Genomic DNA, 18,219 nt, shown 5'->3' on the forward strand with positions numbered 1-18,219 from the left:
CATTTTATTTTTTACTCAAATCTTAAAGCATCTATTGGATTTAACTTAGATGCCTTATTAGCTGGATATATTCCAAATACTAATCCCACTAACAAGGAAAATAAGAATGAACCAAGTACTACATTATTAGAAATAACAATAGTTGTTGAGAAGAATTTTTCTCCAATAAAGGCTCCAAGATATCCAATGATCACTCCTATTATTCCGCCTACTGCACTTACACTTGCTGCTTCAATTAAAAATTGTAATAGTATTGTTCTTCTCTTAGCGCCTATAGCCTTTCTAACTCCTATTTCTCTTGTCCTCTCTACCACTGATACAAGCATTATATTCATAATACCTATACCACCTACTACAAGAGATATAGCTGCAACCCCTGCAAGCATTGTGGTCATACTCTTAGTAGTTGAAGTAGCAGTATCAAGAAGGCTTGTTTGGCTCATAACCCTATAGTAACTATTAGTAGTTGTACTGGTAGAATTACCAGGAAGACCAAATTTTTTATCTAAAAACAGTTGTGTATATGCCATAGCTGTATCAACCTGATCCTTACTATCTGCCTCAATATAATAAGTTTTAGCGCTGGAAGTTTTTAAGAGTCTCTCTCCTGTTGACAATGGAACTATTATTCTATCATCACTAGAACCTGAACTTGATGTACCCTCAGATTTAAGAACTCCTACCACAGTGAACTCTATTCCATTTACATACATTGTATTTCCCACTACATTTGTATCGCCGAAAACATTTTGTGCTGTTTCTGTTCCAATTACAACTGAATTAAACCTATTTTCTATATCTCTATCGTTTATAAATCTTCCAGAACTTACAGTAAGACTTTTTATTTCAGCATATTCTGGAGTTGATGCTTCCAAAGTTGTAGTGCTGGATTTACTTCCTGATTTTACATTTACATTTGACTCTGATATTTGTGGTGCAATTTCTTTAACCCCTGGTTTAGTCTTTAAACTTGCTAAATCTTCGCTGCTAATTGTTATAGATTTTGAGCTCATTATATTAGCAGTTATAAGATTAGTACCTAGGCTTTCTATCTGATCACTAACGTCTTTTTGAGTTCCTTGACCTATACCCACAAGTATAATTACTGAAGATATACCTATAATTATTCCTAGCATAGTAAGGAAGGACCTCATTTTATTATTCCATACAGAAGATAAAGCTATCTTAACAAGCTTTGTGAATCTCATGCTCCTACCTCCCTCTCATTTAAGTTATCAGAAGTTATCTTTCCATCCTTTACTGTAATAATTCTCTTAGCATGAGATGCTATTTCCATATCATGAGTGATCATTACTATAGTATTTCCTTCATCATTTAGATCTGTCAGCATCTTAAGTACTTCTTTTCCTGTCTTACTGTCCAGTGCACCTGTGGGTTCATCTGCAAGAATCATTTGAGGATCTGTTACTAATGCTCTAGCTATAGCAACTCTTTGCATCTGGCCTCCTGATAACTCTGAGGGTTTATGTTTTAGATGATTACTAAGTCCAACTTTTTCAAGAACTCCTTTTACCTTTTCTTTTGACTTATTATTTGGATATCCCAAATAAATTAACGGAAGTTCAACATTCTCCATTATGTTTAATTTGGGTAGTAAATTATAGCTTTGAAATATAAAACCTATCTTTTTATTTCTTATTTCAGCTAATTTGTTATCATTGCAACTTGTATTTAAGCCGTCCAAAATGTATTCTCCATTTGTAGGCTTGTCAAGACAACCTATGATATTCATAAGGGTAGACTTTCCAGCACCTGAAGGTCCAACAATAGCAACATATTCACCTTCAGCAATAGTCAAGTCTACATCACTCAAAGCCTTAAAGGTGCTGCTGCCCATTTTATATACTTTCTCTATATCTTTCATTCTAATTATATCCTTATTGTTTGAATCCTCTGACATTTCTTTACCTCCTTCTATAATCTTTTTAGGTAATTCTTTAATCTCTTATTATATCTCTTCATAATTACATATAAATCTCAATTTTCAACATAGTAATTTAGTTTCCTGGTGTACCGCTGCCACTTCCTTGTGATCTGCCACCACCTTGAGAGCCGCTGTCCATTCCGCCACTCATGCCTTGACCCATGCCACCCATTCCATTACCTCTATTATTAGTAGTGGTAGTAGTAGATGGTAATTGAACTAAAATCTTATCTCCCTCTTTAACACCCTCTGTTACCTCAATGTAATTTTCAGTTTCTAATCCTGTCTTTATAGCTACTAATTTACCACTAGATGAAGTGACACCGCTACTTTGCCCTTGCTTTTGGCTGGAAGAGCTAGAGGAGCTTTGTCCACTTGATCCTTGAGTACTTTGACTTGTTGCAGCATTACTTGAACTCTGAGTAGTACTACTGCTTGAATCACTGCTAGTTTCCACTCTTACATACTTTTGTCCATTAGTCTCAACCAATGCCTCAGAAGGAATTACCAATGCATTTTCTTTACTTTGTACTGCAATGGTTGCAGTAGCATTCATTCCAATTTTTATTTTTGAATCAGGACTGCTAACACTAACTACTACATTATATGTAGTTACACTATTTGAAGAAGTTCCCGTTTGAGCTATTGATGCAACTGTACCTTCATAGGTTTTATCTGTAATGGCATCAAACTTTATAGTAGCCTTCTGACCCACACTTATCTTATTTATATCTAATTCATCTACAGATACATTAATATTTATTAACCCTATATTTTGTATTGTTAGAACGGCTTTACCTGATTGAACACTATCACCATTGACATTACTCACAGCAGTAACAAGTCCACCTATGGGAGCAGTAACTGTTATATTATTTAAAGCTGCCTTTGCAGTATCTAGTTGTGATTGGGCATCGCTTACAGCTATCTTATCAGAAGCTACCTTGTTGTCATCTACCTTCTCTGAACTTTCATCTGTATCAAGTGAAAGATTAGCTTTAGTTAAATTATTTTGTGCATTAGTAACTGCCTTTGTAAGATCAGTACTGCTAGCTGTAAACAATGTTTGTCCAGCAGTAACAGTATCACCTACTTTTACAGTTAAACCTGATAGAGTTCCATTATTATTTGGTGATACATCCTTTGTTGAACCTGAATATGCCGCACCAGTTCCTTGAACCGTTTCACTCAAATTAGCCTTTGAAACCGCCGTACTATAGTATCTGGTAGAAGTAGTTGTTGTTTTCTTTCCAAAATAGTTTTTATATCCGAAATACCCTCCAGTACCAAGCATAGCAACTACTACACATGCAATAATAGCCTTAATTAACTTACTCTTCATTTATATCCCTCCGCAAATTTCATAATATCAATATTTATAATTACTTTTTTCATCCATTTTCTCTATATGAGATTAGACATTATCAAAGAAATCATCAATCGAGTATAATGATTTCTTATTCCTCTGATGATATCTAAATTATAATTATAAATTGTTGCACCAATATCAAATAATTGTGTGAAATTTGTGTGATTATTGGAAATAAAAAAAACACTTTCACAGAGTGCGATGGAAGTATTAGGTCTGGTATTCATGGGATAAAGTAAACAAAACAAGACTTCTCTATAAGTTGAGGAGCCTTGCTTTATATTTATATATATATATCCCATGATTTCTAAAATACTGCTATGTATCATATCCCTCTTTTACAAGATGGGATTGTACACTTTGATAATTTTATTCTATGCTCTTAAATGTTTAGCGAAAGAGTTAAAGAATCTTGAAACCACATCTTTTAAATTTATCTTCTTTTTATAAATTACCATAACAGCTGACCCTATAGCAATTAATAATACTCCCAATCCAATAAGTACATTTTGATCTACAAACTGTCCAGTCTTTGGAAGAGTAGTAGCCGTAACACTAGAAACAGGTGTTGTACTTGTTGAGTTTCCACTGGTAGATGTTGAACTTGAGTCTGGTGTTGTAGCTGATGAACTTGTATTTGAACCCTGTGTGCTAGTTGCGACCTTTTCGTTTGTAGATGAAGTATTTGAATCAGATGTTTTGTTACCATTATTCGTATTTGAATTTGATGTTTGAAGTTTTTTAACAGTAGCCTCAGCTGACTTTAATTTATCATAATTTGTAACTAAAGCTTTCTGTGTATTACTAAGTGCATCATATGCCTCTCTTGCATCTGAAACATCTTTATTAGCATTTAAAACTATGTCATTAGGAATTGTATTTATCTTTCCACTAACGGCTGCTGCTGCTTTTTCATCTGCTTGCTTCTTTGCTGCTTCCTTAAGCTGAGCAATTTTACTTTCATCAGCTGTTAATTTATCTAAATTTGTTATGAACTTCTGTTGACCAGCATCTAATGCATTATAGGCATTACGAGCTGCCTGAACTTTATCTGCATCATTTAATGATATAGAATCTGAATTTGGCAAATTATTTATTTGATCTTTAACACCTACAGCTGCTTGATTTGGTTCAGTAGACTTAACAATTGTATAACTATCTGTTTGTGTCATTGTATCAGTTCTATAAGTTGCAATTGTAAAACTGTTACTTGTTACAGAAACACGGGAGAAGGTTGGAGTATTAAGCTGCTCTTTCTTAGCTTCATAGTAATTGTTATTTGGCTCTTGTATTTTATAATACTTACTTCCACTGGCAGAGTTAACTGTCATATAAAGAGTACCTGTTGGATCTATAACTCTTCCTTCAGCATCTACCTTCTGATTTTTCTGAGCTTGTCCACCCTTCATCTGATAAGTTCTTGTATAAACATGATCATGTCCATCTAAAACTACATCTATGCCAAGTGAATCAAAAATTGGTGGTAAATCATTTCTTCTCTGTATAATATCGCTATCTGTTTCATGATCTGCAGAACTATAAATTGAATGATGCATAAGTACTATTTTCCAAGTTGCATTTGGATTTTTAGAAATAGCATCCTGCATAAATTGCTTATGCTCTTCCTCATTCATATCATTACTATTTAAAGCCATATATAGTGTGTTGCCATAAGTGAAATAATAATCTGCTCCTGAAGTAGGCTGTGATGCAAATTCACCATATTGTGTGGACATATTTGGAGCATCAAAATGAGTTGTATGCCCTGGCCCATAGGTTTCATGATTTCCAGCAATGGCTGCAATTGGTAAGTTCTTAAGTTGGCTTGGTGCAAAATATCCACTGTATTCTACTTCATTGCTTTGTCCATTAAGTTCTTTTCCATTGTTTATCTGATCGCCAATGGAAACCATAAAATTAGTATTAGGAAATTGCTGAGTAGCCTTATTCATAGTATCTACCCACCCTGCGGAATCCTTAGCTATATCACCACCTGCACCAATCTGTGGATCTCCCATATAGAAGAAACTATATTGACTAGTTTGATGAGTGTTATAATTATAGACTGGACTCCAATTTGTTCCATCGCCTAAACGATATACATATTGAGTGGATTCAGCAAAACCATTAGTGTTTACTTTATAGGAAGTCATTCCATTATTGCCCAATGAAGTATTCCCTTTAAATGTACGAGCTTTGTCAGCAGGAAAAGTTTTTCCATCAAAATCTGATTTTAATGCAACCTGAACTGTTGGTGTACCTTTGCTATTTAATGAATACCATGTAAAATTTAAGTCTGTAGCCTTTGAAGCTACTGAAAGTGATATATCGGTAAAATTACTTTGACTGTCGTCGGCTGCAGCTGTTACCTTATTATTTCCTGTTGGATTTGTAGCTGCTATTCCACTTGTTACAAGAGATCCTGAAAGTGTAACTGTAAGCATTACAACTAGTGCAGCTAATTTCTTATGACCTATCATCTTTTAATCTACCCCTCTATTTATTAATTTTTTCTTTTAAGTCTTTACCTAAAAGGTCCATTTATCACTTATTTATACTCATATATCATCTCCAAGCTTCTCCGAACTACTTTATACAAATCCTATGTTAACATTTAATTCCAATATTTTCTTTATGCCTATGTAAAATTTCTGGATTTATGTAAACTCCATGTAAAATCATTATAAAAATTTTTTAATATTATTTATTTTTAACCTATTCTTTACACAAACCTTACAGTCTTGCATCTTCACTGTCTTATAATGTTAGTAAGTTATTAATATATGTTACAAATAATAGCTTCATTTATCATTTTTTGTTAATTGTAAATTATCTATATTGGAGGAAACTTATGTATAACAATTCCAAACTTTCAAAAATTATAATTTCTTTAATATCTATAAGCGCTTTTTTTATATTTTTGTATTTTTTTAATGTTACTCATCCAATAGTCTTTAAGCCCACTGGAGACACGACAAATGTAAATTACGAAAAAGCAGAAGTACTAGATGTACAAAATAATAATCTACAAAAAAGTGTAAATATGAAGGGCTTCTATTTTGGAAGTCAGGATATAAAAGCAAAAATACTTACAGGAAAACATAAGGGTGACATAACTAAAGTATCCAATTATTTAAGCGATACTCATAATGTATTTGTAAAAAAAAGTATGAAATTCATTGCAAGCATCAACTCCGTAAACAAAAATACTTATAGTGCCACAGTATATAGCTATTATAGGGCTCCAATTCAATATGCCTTTATTCTTATTTTTTTCTTAGCACTAAGTATAATAGGTGGAAGAAAAGGAATAAAATCTGTTTTAGGTCTTGTATTTACTTTCATATGCATTATATTTTTATTCATTCCAATGATATATAGTGGATACTCTCCTATATATGCTTCAATTTTAATAGTAATTATCATCACTTGTATTACTTTATTTTTACTAGCTGGCTGGAGCAATAAAACTATTTCTGCTATATTAGGCACCATATCTGGAGTTGTGATTGCTGCCATAATCGCAGTTGTTTTTGGATCCTTGGCACATTTAACTGGAATAAACTCCAATGACGTGGAAACACTAAACATGATTTCCACTAAATCTGGTATGCAGGTACAGGGCTTACTTTTAGCAAGCATTCTCATTGCCTCTCTAGGAGCGGTTTTAGATTTAAGTATGTCTATTGCCTCTGCAGTTCAAGAAATATACTCATCAAATCCAAAACTTAGTACAAAGGAATTATTTCGTTCTGGTATGAATGTGGGTAAAGATATGATGGGAACCATGGCAAACACTCTTATTTTGGCCTTTGTAGGTTCCTCCTTAAACATGATAATGGTTATATACTCTTATAATGTTTCCTTTACGCAATTAATGAATATGGATATGGTGAGTATAGAAATTATTCAAGGTCTAACAGGCAGTCTTGCCATAATATTTACAGTACCTATAATAGCTTTCATTTCCTCAAAAGTAATTCCATCCTCATTGCTTGAAACTAAAGATGCAGTTATTCAGGACAAGCTTAATAATGGTGCAACACAAACTAATGTAAAATCCCTTGAAAATTAATTAATATTAAATAAAAATACATTTAGGCATGTGAAAATAAATAGTAAGTCAAAGATGCGACGAATATTTTGAATCCAACAAGGAAGCAGGTTCCGAAGATAGTTGGGCTATCTGAGGGTTCTGCTGACGCAGTAGGATTCAAAATAGTCTAGCATACTGACTAGTTATTTATTTGAATATGCCTTCCACACGTTCCTAGATAATTCATATAAATAGAAATAGAGCTTAACATTGATAAATGAATCTTAAATGTTAAACTCTATTTTTTCATACTATATAAATAAATTTCCATTAAGCATATGAAAATAAATAGACCTCGCATACTGACTATTTATTTGAATGTGCCTTACTTTATTTAGAAAGTTCAGACTTTATATCAATAATCCTTCTATTTAAAAGAGGATGAACTAGATATGGCGCTATATCACATAAAGGCTCTATAACGAACAGTCTTTCTGCCATTCTTGGATGGGGTATTGTATAATATTCATCAGAAGTAACTATATCATCATAAAGAAGTATATCTAAGTCAATAGTTCTAGGTCCCCAATGTATTAACCTCTCTCTTTTTAGAGTGTTTTCGAACTCAAGAAGAGTAGTCATAAATTCCTCAGGAGACAAAATAGTTTTTACTTCTATAGCACAATTTAAAAAGTCGTCTTGATCTAAATACCCTACAGGTTCTGTAATATAGAACTTTGAAGTTTTTGTAACCTTACTTTGATCATTATTATCTATCAATTTAATAGCATCTTTTAGATTTTTTTCTTTATCACCCATATTTGAACCTAGAGCAACATACACTGTATGCCAACCTCTTTCTATTTCCACAGCAGCATATTCAACATGTCTTCCTATAGGTGCCCAAGGCTTCTTTAAAATTATTTTTACCTTTTTTACTAAATCATACTTTAACAGAATAAATCCTGCTACTTTCTCTACAGCAGTTTCAATTAAATCGTATCTTTCCTTTGTAAATTGTTTCTCTACCTCAAGGCAAAGCTCTCCGTAATTTACAGTTTCATTTAAATCTCCAGTAAGTCCAGCTTTCCTTAAATTTAATTGAAGTTCCATAGATAATATAAATTTTTGTCCTAAATTCTTTTCTTCATTAAACACTCCATGATTTGCAAACACTTCAAAATCTTTTATATATATTTTATCCATATTATTATCTCCTAACTATGGCATCCGTCATAACACAGGCTCTCTTATTTTCAAGTACATCGTGAACTCTAATAAAATCGCAGCCCTTCATAATACCTATAACAGAAGTTGCAACTGTACCTTCTACCCTTTCTTCCACGGGTAAATCAAGTGTATTTCCTATAAAGGATTTTCTTGAAGTTCCAAGAAGTACAGGATATTTTAATTCCTTCAATTTATCTAAATTATCCATTAATATAAGATTTTGCTCGTAGCTCTTTGCAAATCCTATACCAGGATCAAGTATTATATTTTCACTTTTTACGCCTGCCTTTATTGCTATATCTATAGATTCTTCTAAATCCTTCAATACATCCTGCACAAAATCATTATAGTCTCTATTATCTCTGTTATGCATAATACAGCAGGGCACTTCATATTCTGCTGCAACCTTTGATATATAAGGATCTTTTTTAAAACCCCATACATCATTTATAAGATCAGCCCCTGCCTTTACGGCAAGTTCTGCTACCTTTCCCTTGTATGTATCTATAGATATAGGAACATCTATTTCCTTTGATAAAGCTTCTATTATAGGAACAACTCTTGAAATTTCCTCTTCTATCTCTACTGGAGTATGATTAGGTCTTGTAGACTCTCCCCCTATGTCAATTATGTCTGCTCCATTGCCTATCATTTCTTTTGCATGTGTTATAGCCATTTCTATACTGTTGAACTTTCCTCCATCAGAAAAAGAATCAGGTGTCACATTTAAAATTCCCATCACATAGGTTCTCTCACCTATATTAAAACTTTTATTACCTATTTTCATCTTCTGCTCCCCTTGTAACCTTTTTAATTGGTCATTATATTAGGCATCTTCAAATAAATAACTAGTCAGTATACTAGTATATTTCACTTGTTATTTATTTTCACATGCCTTATTAGTCGTTTTTTCACTTATCTATATTACTAAAGTCATTGAAGCAAGTTCTTAATTCAGGTGGGGATTCTTTTACCCCATCTGAATTTTAGAACTGCGAATGCATGGCTTACTTGGCGTTGGACTCCCACTTTAAGAAAAGCAGAGAACCAAAATCTTTTTTTTGATTTTGTGTGAATCGCTTTCGCAGAGTGCAAGCAGAGAACCAAAATCTTCTTTTCGATTTTGTGTGAATCACTTTCACAGAGTGCGTGGGAGACTTACACCAAGTTAGTCAGGTTAAAATAACATATTTTTAATATATTATATCTAAATTTTTCTTATCTAAACTCCAGTTACATTCATGAGAAGCAGCACATCCATAACATTTTCTAGAGAGTTTATCACTTTTATACAGTAAAGAACTCAATGATGAGCTCTCATTTTCACCTCTATGATTTTTTATGGCTTCTGTTATCATCCTAATTTCATCAACGTTAAAATCAGATAACTGTAAAATTTCTATAGCTAATTCAGCACTGGCTTCATCGTGAGGAATATTATATTTGTACTCCTGCCATCTTCCAATATCATGGAGCAAAGCCGATGCATAAATAATATCCTTTGAAATATCAATATGTTTTTCAAGTGCCATTATATATGCAATTCTAGCAACATCTAAAAAATGCTCTAAGTCGTGCAAACAAAAGCACCTATTTTCTTCATAACTTTTATTTTTTTCTAAGTATTTTCTATAGATTTTATTATTAAATATTAAATTAATTCTATCAACTTCACCCATGAAAACTACTGCTCCTCTAAATGAATTTATTTATAAAACTCTTCCATTAATAAGAGAAAGTGCTTCCATCCTAGTTTGTGAATCAGTTTTCATAACTCCTCTTAAAGCTGTAGTAATAGTTCTAGATCCTGGCTTTCTAATCCCACGCATAGTCATACATAAATGTTCAGCTTCAATTACTACGGCAACACCTTTTGAATCTACAGCCTCTAAAATAACATCTGCAATTTCATTACCCAATCTTTCCTGAAGTTGAGGTTTTTTTGATACTGTATCTACAATTCTAGCTAATTTACTTAATCCTAAAACTTCTCCTCCATTTGGAATATAAACAATATGTGCCACTCCTGTAAAGGGTAATAAATGATGTTCACACATTGAATACAAAGGTATATCTTTAACTATTATCATTCCATTATCATGATCTTCATGGAACTTTTTAACATCATCTAAAGGGTTTTTATGAAGTCCTTCAAATATTTCTTCATACATCTCTGCTACCCTTCTAGGTGTTTCAAGAAGACCTTCCCTATCTGGATTTTCACCTATTCCTATTAGAATCTCTCTTACAGCCTTTTCAATTCTATCTTTATCCATCATTGTATTTTCTCCATTCTGTATAATAAATTAAATACTATTTTATTTACTAATAATTTTTTATCTATATAAATAATTATTATATAAAAACTTCATATTATATTAGGCACATTCAAATAAATAACTAGTCAGTATGCTAGTCTATTTATTTTCATATGCCTTAAGTATTGTAAATAATATATCACATAGATAAAAATAGCTTATCTTTACAATAACATAAACTATTTTTATTTTACCATTCACAAGGATAAAATACACCTGATATTTTTATTTATTTACTTTAGCTGATATAATACCAGAAATAAATTATAAAGCTCCTTTTCATTGGTAAAATATTCGATGCTCATTTACTGAGCACTATCATACAGTAACCTGGGTGTAAAAGAATCTTAAGCCTGCTGAGATTTTAGGTTACAAACTCTCAGCAGACAATAAGCTCTACCTTCTATAAGTTGGAGTAATCTACACTGTAGGCGTTTTAATTATAAAACTCACACCTTTATCTCTATTTATAGCTTTTATTTCACCACTATAAAAATCTATAATCTTTCTAGAAATTGCTAGTCCAAGCCCGAAATTTCCAGTTTTATCCTTATAAAGATTATCAAAAATGTGATTTATATGCTTTTCATCTATCTTAGGTCCATCATTATATATTTCTAATACTATGGAAGAATCCTTTTTTCTTAATTTTACTGAAATTTTTTCTTTTGCATATCTAAGAGAATTTTCCAATACATTTTCAATTGAAACTTGTATTTTATCTGAATTTCCATAAATATAAGCTTCTTCTATATCTAGTTCCCACTGAATTGAGCTATTTACCATCTCAAATCTATTTATAATGTATAAAAGTAACTGACGTAAACTGAACTTAGTAGCTTTACTGTTATTTTCAAGAACATAGTCTAAAGTATTAAGATACAATAATTGTTTAATCTTTTTTTCAAGACTAATAGCTTCATTCTTTATTATATCAGCTGTCTTTTCTACAGAATCTATATACATGCCATCTATTATAGCTTCTGCATGGCTCATAATTACCATAACTGGTGTCTTTAAATCATGGGAAATACTCTGTAAAAACATTTTTTCTTCTTCATCAGCCCGCTTTAACTCTGTTCTCATAGTATTCATTGAATTTGCAAGTCTTCCAATTTCATCTTCATTTTTAACCTTAATAGGATCTTTCCAATCCTTATGGGCTATTCTTATAGTATAGTCTTCAAGCTGTTTGAGTGGTTTTGCAATATATCCTGCAACTATCTTAGCTGCAATAAATCCAAAAATTATAAACATAAGCCCAACACCCATAACCATATATAACAATGTATTATCTTCCATATTAGGTACATAAGATATCAAATATGATTTTTCTGATTTATCACTGCTATTAATTGAACTTATTATGAAAAAAAACTTTCTGCCATGATAAGATTCCTTAAACTGTGCTTCATTGACATTATTACTTTTAATAAAAGTAGCCATCCAATTTCCAAGAGAACTTTGATTAACTCCCGATGAAGGTGGAAAACCTTGTACAGGTTCATCTGGTGGTTTTCCCATCTTACTTATATTAATTCTATTACTACTATCTACACTGACAACAAGATTACTGATTCCTCTAAGATTTCTCATCTTACCGAATCCGTTTTGAGGCTGATCAAGATTACTTGTATTTAGCACCATATAATGAGCAACTTTTAAATCCTGAATTTTAGCTTTCTCATCAATTGACCTAAAAGCAACCAAATAAATGATTGAAATACTGCATATTATTATTAGAATTATAATGGTAAATGTAATCCATATTCTCATTGTTAATGACTTAAATTTAGGACCTCTTATCTTAATCATTTAATCACCATCTTATATCCATATCCATATACGGTTTCAATAGTTAGTTCACTTACCTTTTTACGAAGTCTTCTTATAGTATCATCTACTACTCTATCTGAACCAAAGTAATCATCGCCCCAAACGCTAATTAAAATTTGCTCTCTAGATAGAAGATTGTTTCTATTGTCTATGAGATAATTTAATAGCTCAAATTCCTTATTTGTAAATTGTATTTCCATATTATCTAAAAAAACTGTCCTTTGGCTTTTACTTATCTTATATCCATTGATGTCCAATACAGCTTCTTCAGTTATTTTATCATCTTTTCCATAAATCCTTTCTAAAAGCTTGTTAGTTCTAATAACAAGCTCTCTTGGAAGAAATGGTTTTGATAAATAATCATCACTACCCAGTTCTAAACCAACTACTCTATCAAGCTCCTCATTTCTAGCTGACATAAATATTACAGGGGTACTTTTGTTATTATGTTTAACTGCTTTAATTATATCGTATCCATCAATGTCCGGAAGCATTATATCAAGTATCCAAAGATCTGGCATATCCTTTATTCTTTCTAGTGCAGACTCTCCATCAGAAAAAGTAGTGACTTCATAGCCTTCTCTTTGCAAGTATTTTTCTAATAAAATATTCAAACTTTTTTCATCTTCTACAAGATATATTTTTTTTGGCAAAGCTATCACCTCAATATCATATATTTAATTTCACTGTATTTTTAAATAAATATTATTTCCAACTTATGTGCTTAAAATAAAAATAGTGAAAATCATTCATAGATATGAACTAACTATTCTTATTTTAATTTTAATACAATTGTAGCATAGAATTTCAGAAAAATTATATATGAATTATGTGAAGATTGTGTGTTTATTTAACAATTATTCACATGTAGAAAATCTATAATCTCCAATTGAGAAAACTGCAATAGACTTAAAATATATACAAAGTCATTGCAGTTTAATATAATCCTTCTATCTATATTACAATACCCATTTTCCTTCATCTATTGCTTAACACGTTCCTTCAATAATCTTAGGCACTTCAAATAAATTACTACTTTAACTTAAGTTTAGCCAGTGCCTCTGCTAGTGCTGAATTAATAGGCTCATCATTTTTTTTATTTTGCTGTTTAAGATATCTTGACACATCCTTTTTAGAAAGCTTGGTATTTTCCTTTTTCTTTCTCTCATTAAAAGCAGAAAGCTTTTCTCTATATCCACAACTGCATACAAATATCTGTCCATCTCCTTCTCCACGAAGTTCTAACTTTTTGTGACAATTTGGACATCTTGCATTTGTTACTCTTGCTATACCCTTTCTGTAACCACATTCTCTATCCTGACAAACAAGCATCTTTCCCTTTTTACCATTAACCTCTAACATGTATTTACCACATTCAGGGCATTTAACTCTTGTCATATTATCATGTTTAAACTTTTCTTCACTATTTTTAATTTCATTTACAACTTCCTTAGCATAACTTTTCATTTCATTAATGAAATTATTTTTATTCAAAGAACCTTTTGAAATAGAACTAAGTTTCTGCTCCCACTGTGCTGTAAGTGTAGGTGACTTTAATCCTTCTGGGACTAATTCTAAAAGTTGCTTTCCCTTTGAAGTTATATGAATATCCTTACCTTTCTTTTCTATGAGGAAAGTATTAAATAACTTTTCTATAATGTCTGCTCTTGTAGCTACGGTACCAAGTCCCCCTGTTTCCCCTATAGTCTTTATTAAATCCTTGCTCTCATTATTCATGTATTTTGCTGGATTTTCCATAGCAGAAAGTAGCGTTCCTTCATTAAATAGTGCTGGCGGTTTAGTTTGTCCTTTAGTATCAATAATCTTACTAACCTTTAACACATCACCCTTATTTATATTAGGAAGTATCTGCTCTGAAATATCATCTTCAGAATGTTCCTCATGGAAATTGTTTTCATATACTTCTTTAAATCCTTGAGATTTAACAATCTTACCCGTTGCAATGAATAGTTCTTCACCAATCTTTGCCTTTATTGTAGTCTGTTCATATTCAAAAGGTGGATAAAGTACAGCTAAGAATCTCTTAACTACTAAATCATATATTTTTCTCTCTTTATCACTTAAAGAACTCAAGGTAACAGACTGCTCTGTTGGAATAATAGCATGATGGTCAGAAACCTTGGCGTTATCTACGAAATGTTTACTTGCCTTTATTGGATTTTTTAACACCCTAACAGTTAACCTTGAATATGGGCCTACACCGCAAGCTCTAACTCTATCCTTTAGAGTATCTACTACATCAGAGGATATATATCTTGAGTCCGTTCTTGGATAAGTTAACACCTTGTGACTTTCATATAGTCTTTGCATTAGAGAAAGTGTTTCCTTTGCAGAATACCCAAATATTCTATTGGCATCTCTCTGAAGCTCAGTTAGATCATATAACTGAGGAGCATAACTCTTTTTATGAGTTTTATCCACTTCAATTACCTTAGCATCTTTATTTCTAATAGCTGTAAGTATCTTATCTACCTTTTCCTTGTCAAAGGTTCTAAAGCTTTTATTTCTCGCATCATTCCAAGAAAGCTTTAAATTGTTAGCCTCGGCAGTTATTCCATAAAAAGTTTTAGGCTTAAAATTCTTTATCTCTTCTTCTCTCCTAGCAATTATAGCAATAGTAGGTGTCTGTACTCTTCCACAGGAAAGCTGTGCATTGAATTTACAAGTTAATGCACGAGTTGCATTAATACCTACAAACCAGTCTGCTTCTGAACGAGCCACAGCTGAAGCATAAAGATTCTCATATTCTCTTGCATTTTTTAATTTATTAAAACCATCTCTTATAGCCTTATCTGTAACTGAAGAAATCCAAAGACGCTTTAATGGCTTTCTTACATGAGCCTTTTCTATTATCCATCTTGCAACAAGTTCTCCTTCACGACCGGCATCTGTAGCTATAACAATTTCCTCTACATCTTTTCTATTCATCTGGGCTTTAACGACATTAAACTGTCTACCACTTTGCTTTATAACTACAAGCTTTAAATGGTCTGGCATCATTGGCAGATCTTCAATTCTCCAAGCTTTATATCTTTCATCATAAGCCTCTGGATCAGCTAGTGTAACTAAATGTCCAAGGGCCCAGGTAACAATATATTTACTGCCTTCTATAAACCCATTACCTTTTTTACTACAATTTAAAACTCTTGCTATATCTCTTCCCACTGAGGGTTTTTCTGCTAACACTAATATTTTACTCATTTTAACATTCCTTTCAAATCAACTATAATAATAGTAACACAAGTAAAACCCATTGTGAACTAAGTCACATCATGAAGCCTTGGTCTTCTCTTGTGCTAAAATCACTATAAAAAATGAAGCCTTAATAATTAAGACTTCATCCTTTACATATTATCTATTCTTTTGTTTTTCTTCCATTTCTTCTAATTCTTTATGTGTTTTTTGCCCTACCTTCTTGTTATTCTTATCATTTTTATTTCCCTTATGAGACATGATTATGAGCCCTCCTAACATACTTGATAAATTTTTCATAACAAATATCTTAATTCATATTTACAATAATAATTTAACCCAAATATGCTAATTATATTAGTTAATCGCCACTTTATTTTTAAAATAGCCTTCATGGAATCTTATATTCCCACTAAGTTTATATGAATTATCTATAATAATTGAGAAAGGAGTTCTTAGAATATATGCTTTCATATTTATTTTATATTATATTAGGCTTTGCCTCTGGCATACTAAGTGGACTATTTGGTATTGGCGGAGGCACACTAATCATACCTGGATTAATGTACATCATGGGTTTTAGTCAACTTATGGCACAAGGCACTTCTCTCGCTATATTATTGCCTCCTGTTGGTCTTTTGGGATTTTTAGAATATTATAAAAAGGGAAATGTAAATATAGTTGCCGGGATTTTAATGTGCATTACTATGTTCATAGGTGCAAAATATGGTGGAAGATTTGCAAATACTCTTCCTCAAGATATTATGAAGAAGGCCTTTGCTGTATTTTTGGTTTTGATAGCCGCAAAAATGTTCTTTGGAAAGTAGTATAATAACGAACTGTACCCTGTAGTATGAACACAGAAAGAAACTGGTTCTACCTTACAGGGTACTTTTAACCTATTCTACTATTAAAAACAATTCTTAAAATTCTATTTGGAATGAAGCTCTATTATTTTTAATATTACGTCTACAGCCTTATCCATAGCAAAGGTTGGTATAAATTCATACTTTCCATGATAATTGTGTCCACCTGTAAATAAATTAGGTGTTGGAAGTCCCATGAAAGAAAGTCTTGCTCCATCAGTTCCTCCTCTTATAGGACTTACTATAGGTGTAATTCCTACTTCTTCCATAGCTTTATAAGCCACATCTACAATATGCTTTACAGGTTCAATTTTTTCTTTCATATTATAGTATTGATCTTTTAACTCTACATTAACTACGCCTTCTCCATATTTTCCATTTAAAAATTCTGCGGTAGAAAGCATAAGTCTTTTCCTACCTTCAAATTTTTCTCTATGAAAATCTCTTATTATGAAGTAAAGCTTGGTACCTTCAACTTCACCATTAATGGAAATAAGATGATTGAATCCCTCATAGCCCTCCGTATATTCCGGTCTTTCACTGCAAGGAAGCATATCAATAAGTTCTGTAGCTATATGCATTGAATTTATCATTTTATCCTTTGCTGTTCCTGGATGAACATTTCTTCCCTTAACAAATATTTTGGCAGAGGCTGCATTAAAATTCTCATATTCTAATTCTCCAATTGGCCCACCATCTACAGTATAGGCAAAGTCAGCACCAAATTTCTTAACATCAAAATGATCTGCACCTTCTCCAATTTCCTCATCTGGAGTAAAACCAATTTTTATTGTACCATGAGGTATTTCTGGATGCTTAACAAGATATTCTACAGCAGCCATTATCTCTGAAACTCCCGCTTTATCATCTGCTCCTAAAAGGGTTGTTCCATCTGTAGTTATAAGGTCTTTTCCTATATAACTTGTAATTTCAGGAAAATCCTTTGGTGATAATACTATATTCTCTTTTTCATTAAGTACTATATCTTTACCATCATAATTTTTAACTATCTGTGGATTAACATTTGTGGCTGTCATATCTGGACTAGTATCCATATGTGATACAAAACCAACAACTTTTACTTCTTTATCTATATTCTTAGGTAGAGTTGCCATTATATAACCATTTTCATCCATAGATACATTTTCAAGTCCCAATTCATCTAACTCTTTTTTTAATTCTTTACCTAAAACTAACTGCCCTTTGGTACTAGGTGTTACCCTTGTAGTTTCATCAGATTTAGTATCATATTTCACATATTTTAATAATCTTTCTACTGCACTATACATAATATATTACCTCCATATATTTAACCTGACTAACTTGGTGTAAGTCTCCCACACACTCTGTGAAAGCGATTCACACAAAATCGAAAAGAAGATTTTGGTTCTCTGCATACTACGTGT

At 32.0% G+C, this 18,219-nt stretch carries 14 protein-coding genes; 2 read left to right on the forward strand and 12 right to left on the reverse strand.

Annotated features, from left to right (window positions below):
• Window positions 1-11 precede the first annotated feature (11 nt).
• The 4 genes from RH99_RS06115 to RH99_RS06130 form a co-directional block, all read right to left on the reverse strand.
• The gene (locus RH99_RS06115; RefSeq protein ID WP_010235364.1) at window positions 12-1,208 is read right to left on the reverse strand and encodes an ABC transporter permease; all 1,197 of its coding nucleotides are present in this window, start codon (window positions 1,206-1,208) and stop codon (window positions 12-14) included.
• Window positions 1,205-1,921, reverse strand: coding sequence for an ABC transporter ATP-binding protein (locus tag RH99_RS06120; protein ID WP_010235367.1), 717 nt, complete (start codon window positions 1,919-1,921; stop codon window positions 1,205-1,207). The genes RH99_RS06115 and RH99_RS06120 overlap by 4 nt, the downstream gene beginning before the upstream one ends.
• Window positions 1,922-2,018: 97 nt before the next feature.
• Window positions 2,019-3,287 carry an efflux RND transporter periplasmic adaptor subunit gene (locus RH99_RS06125; protein WP_010235369.1) on the reverse strand — a complete coding sequence of 423 codons (1,269 nt, stop codon included), beginning with the start codon at window positions 3,285-3,287 and terminating at the stop codon, window positions 2,019-2,021.
• 401 nt (window positions 3,288-3,688) lie between these two features.
• A complete protein-coding gene (locus RH99_RS06130) occupies window positions 3,689-5,794 on the reverse strand; it encodes a purple acid phosphatase family protein (RefSeq protein ID WP_010235372.1) in 2,106 nt (701 codons plus the stop codon).
• Window positions 5,795-6,165: 371 nt separating this feature from the next.
• Here RH99_RS06130 and RH99_RS06135 point away from each other — a divergent pair, with 371 nt between their 5' ends.
• Window positions 6,166-7,389, forward strand: a complete 1,224-nt coding sequence (locus tag RH99_RS06135; RefSeq protein WP_010235375.1) for a YibE/F family protein — start codon at window positions 6,166-6,168, stop codon at window positions 7,387-7,389.
• A 351-nt stretch (window positions 7,390-7,740) separates the two neighbouring features.
• Here RH99_RS06135 and folK read toward each other — a convergent pair whose 3' ends face one another.
• From folK to RH99_RS06170, 7 genes are all read right to left on the reverse strand, one after another.
• Window positions 7,741-8,556: a 2-amino-4-hydroxy-6-hydroxymethyldihydropteridine diphosphokinase gene (gene folK / locus RH99_RS06140; protein WP_010235378.1), complete on the reverse strand. Its 816-nt coding sequence runs from the start codon at window positions 8,554-8,556 to the stop codon at window positions 7,741-7,743.
• Between the two features lie 4 nt (window positions 8,557-8,560).
• The gene (gene folP / locus RH99_RS06145) at window positions 8,561-9,367 is read right to left on the reverse strand and encodes a dihydropteroate synthase (RefSeq protein WP_010235380.1); all 807 of its coding nucleotides are present in this window, start codon (window positions 9,365-9,367) and stop codon (window positions 8,561-8,563) included.
• Window positions 9,368-9,773: 406 nt separating this feature from the next.
• Window positions 9,774-10,259: an HD domain-containing protein gene (locus RH99_RS06150; protein ID WP_010235382.1), complete on the reverse strand. Its 486-nt coding sequence runs from the start codon at window positions 10,257-10,259 to the stop codon at window positions 9,774-9,776.
• A 30-nt stretch (window positions 10,260-10,289) separates the two neighbouring features.
• Complete coding sequence (gene folE / locus RH99_RS06155; RefSeq protein ID WP_010235385.1) at window positions 10,290-10,859, reverse strand: GTP cyclohydrolase I FolE; 570 nt, start codon at window positions 10,857-10,859, stop codon at window positions 10,290-10,292.
• Between the two features lie 459 nt (window positions 10,860-11,318).
• Window positions 11,319-12,713 carry a sensor histidine kinase gene (locus tag RH99_RS06160; protein WP_010235388.1) on the reverse strand — a complete coding sequence of 465 codons (1,395 nt, stop codon included), beginning with the start codon at window positions 12,711-12,713 and terminating at the stop codon, window positions 11,319-11,321.
• Window positions 12,710-13,387: a response regulator transcription factor gene (locus RH99_RS06165; protein WP_010235391.1), complete on the reverse strand. Its 678-nt coding sequence runs from the start codon at window positions 13,385-13,387 to the stop codon at window positions 12,710-12,712. Before RH99_RS06165 ends, RH99_RS06160 begins: the two co-directional genes overlap by 4 nt.
• A gap of 379 nt (window positions 13,388-13,766) precedes the next feature.
• Window positions 13,767-15,956, reverse strand: coding sequence for a DNA topoisomerase III (locus RH99_RS06170; RefSeq protein WP_010235392.1), 2,190 nt, complete (start codon window positions 15,954-15,956; stop codon window positions 13,767-13,769).
• 455 nt (window positions 15,957-16,411) lie between these two features.
• On the opposite strand from RH99_RS06170, the gene RH99_RS06175 reads away from it, so the two are divergent.
• Complete coding sequence (locus RH99_RS06175; RefSeq protein WP_010235393.1) at window positions 16,412-16,774, forward strand: sulfite exporter TauE/SafE family protein; 363 nt, start codon at window positions 16,412-16,414, stop codon at window positions 16,772-16,774.
• 104 nt (window positions 16,775-16,878) lie between these two features.
• Here the strand turns inward: RH99_RS06175 and pepT are convergent, their stop codons facing one another.
• Complete coding sequence (gene pepT, locus RH99_RS06180) at window positions 16,879-18,102, reverse strand: peptidase T (RefSeq protein ID WP_010235394.1); 1,224 nt, start codon at window positions 18,100-18,102, stop codon at window positions 16,879-16,881.
• Window positions 18,103-18,219: the final 117 nt, after the last annotated feature.

This window comes from Clostridium arbusti SL206, assembly GCF_000246895.1.
Classification (GTDB): domain Bacteria; phylum Bacillota; class Clostridia; order Clostridiales; family Clostridiaceae; genus Clostridium_I; species Clostridium_I arbusti.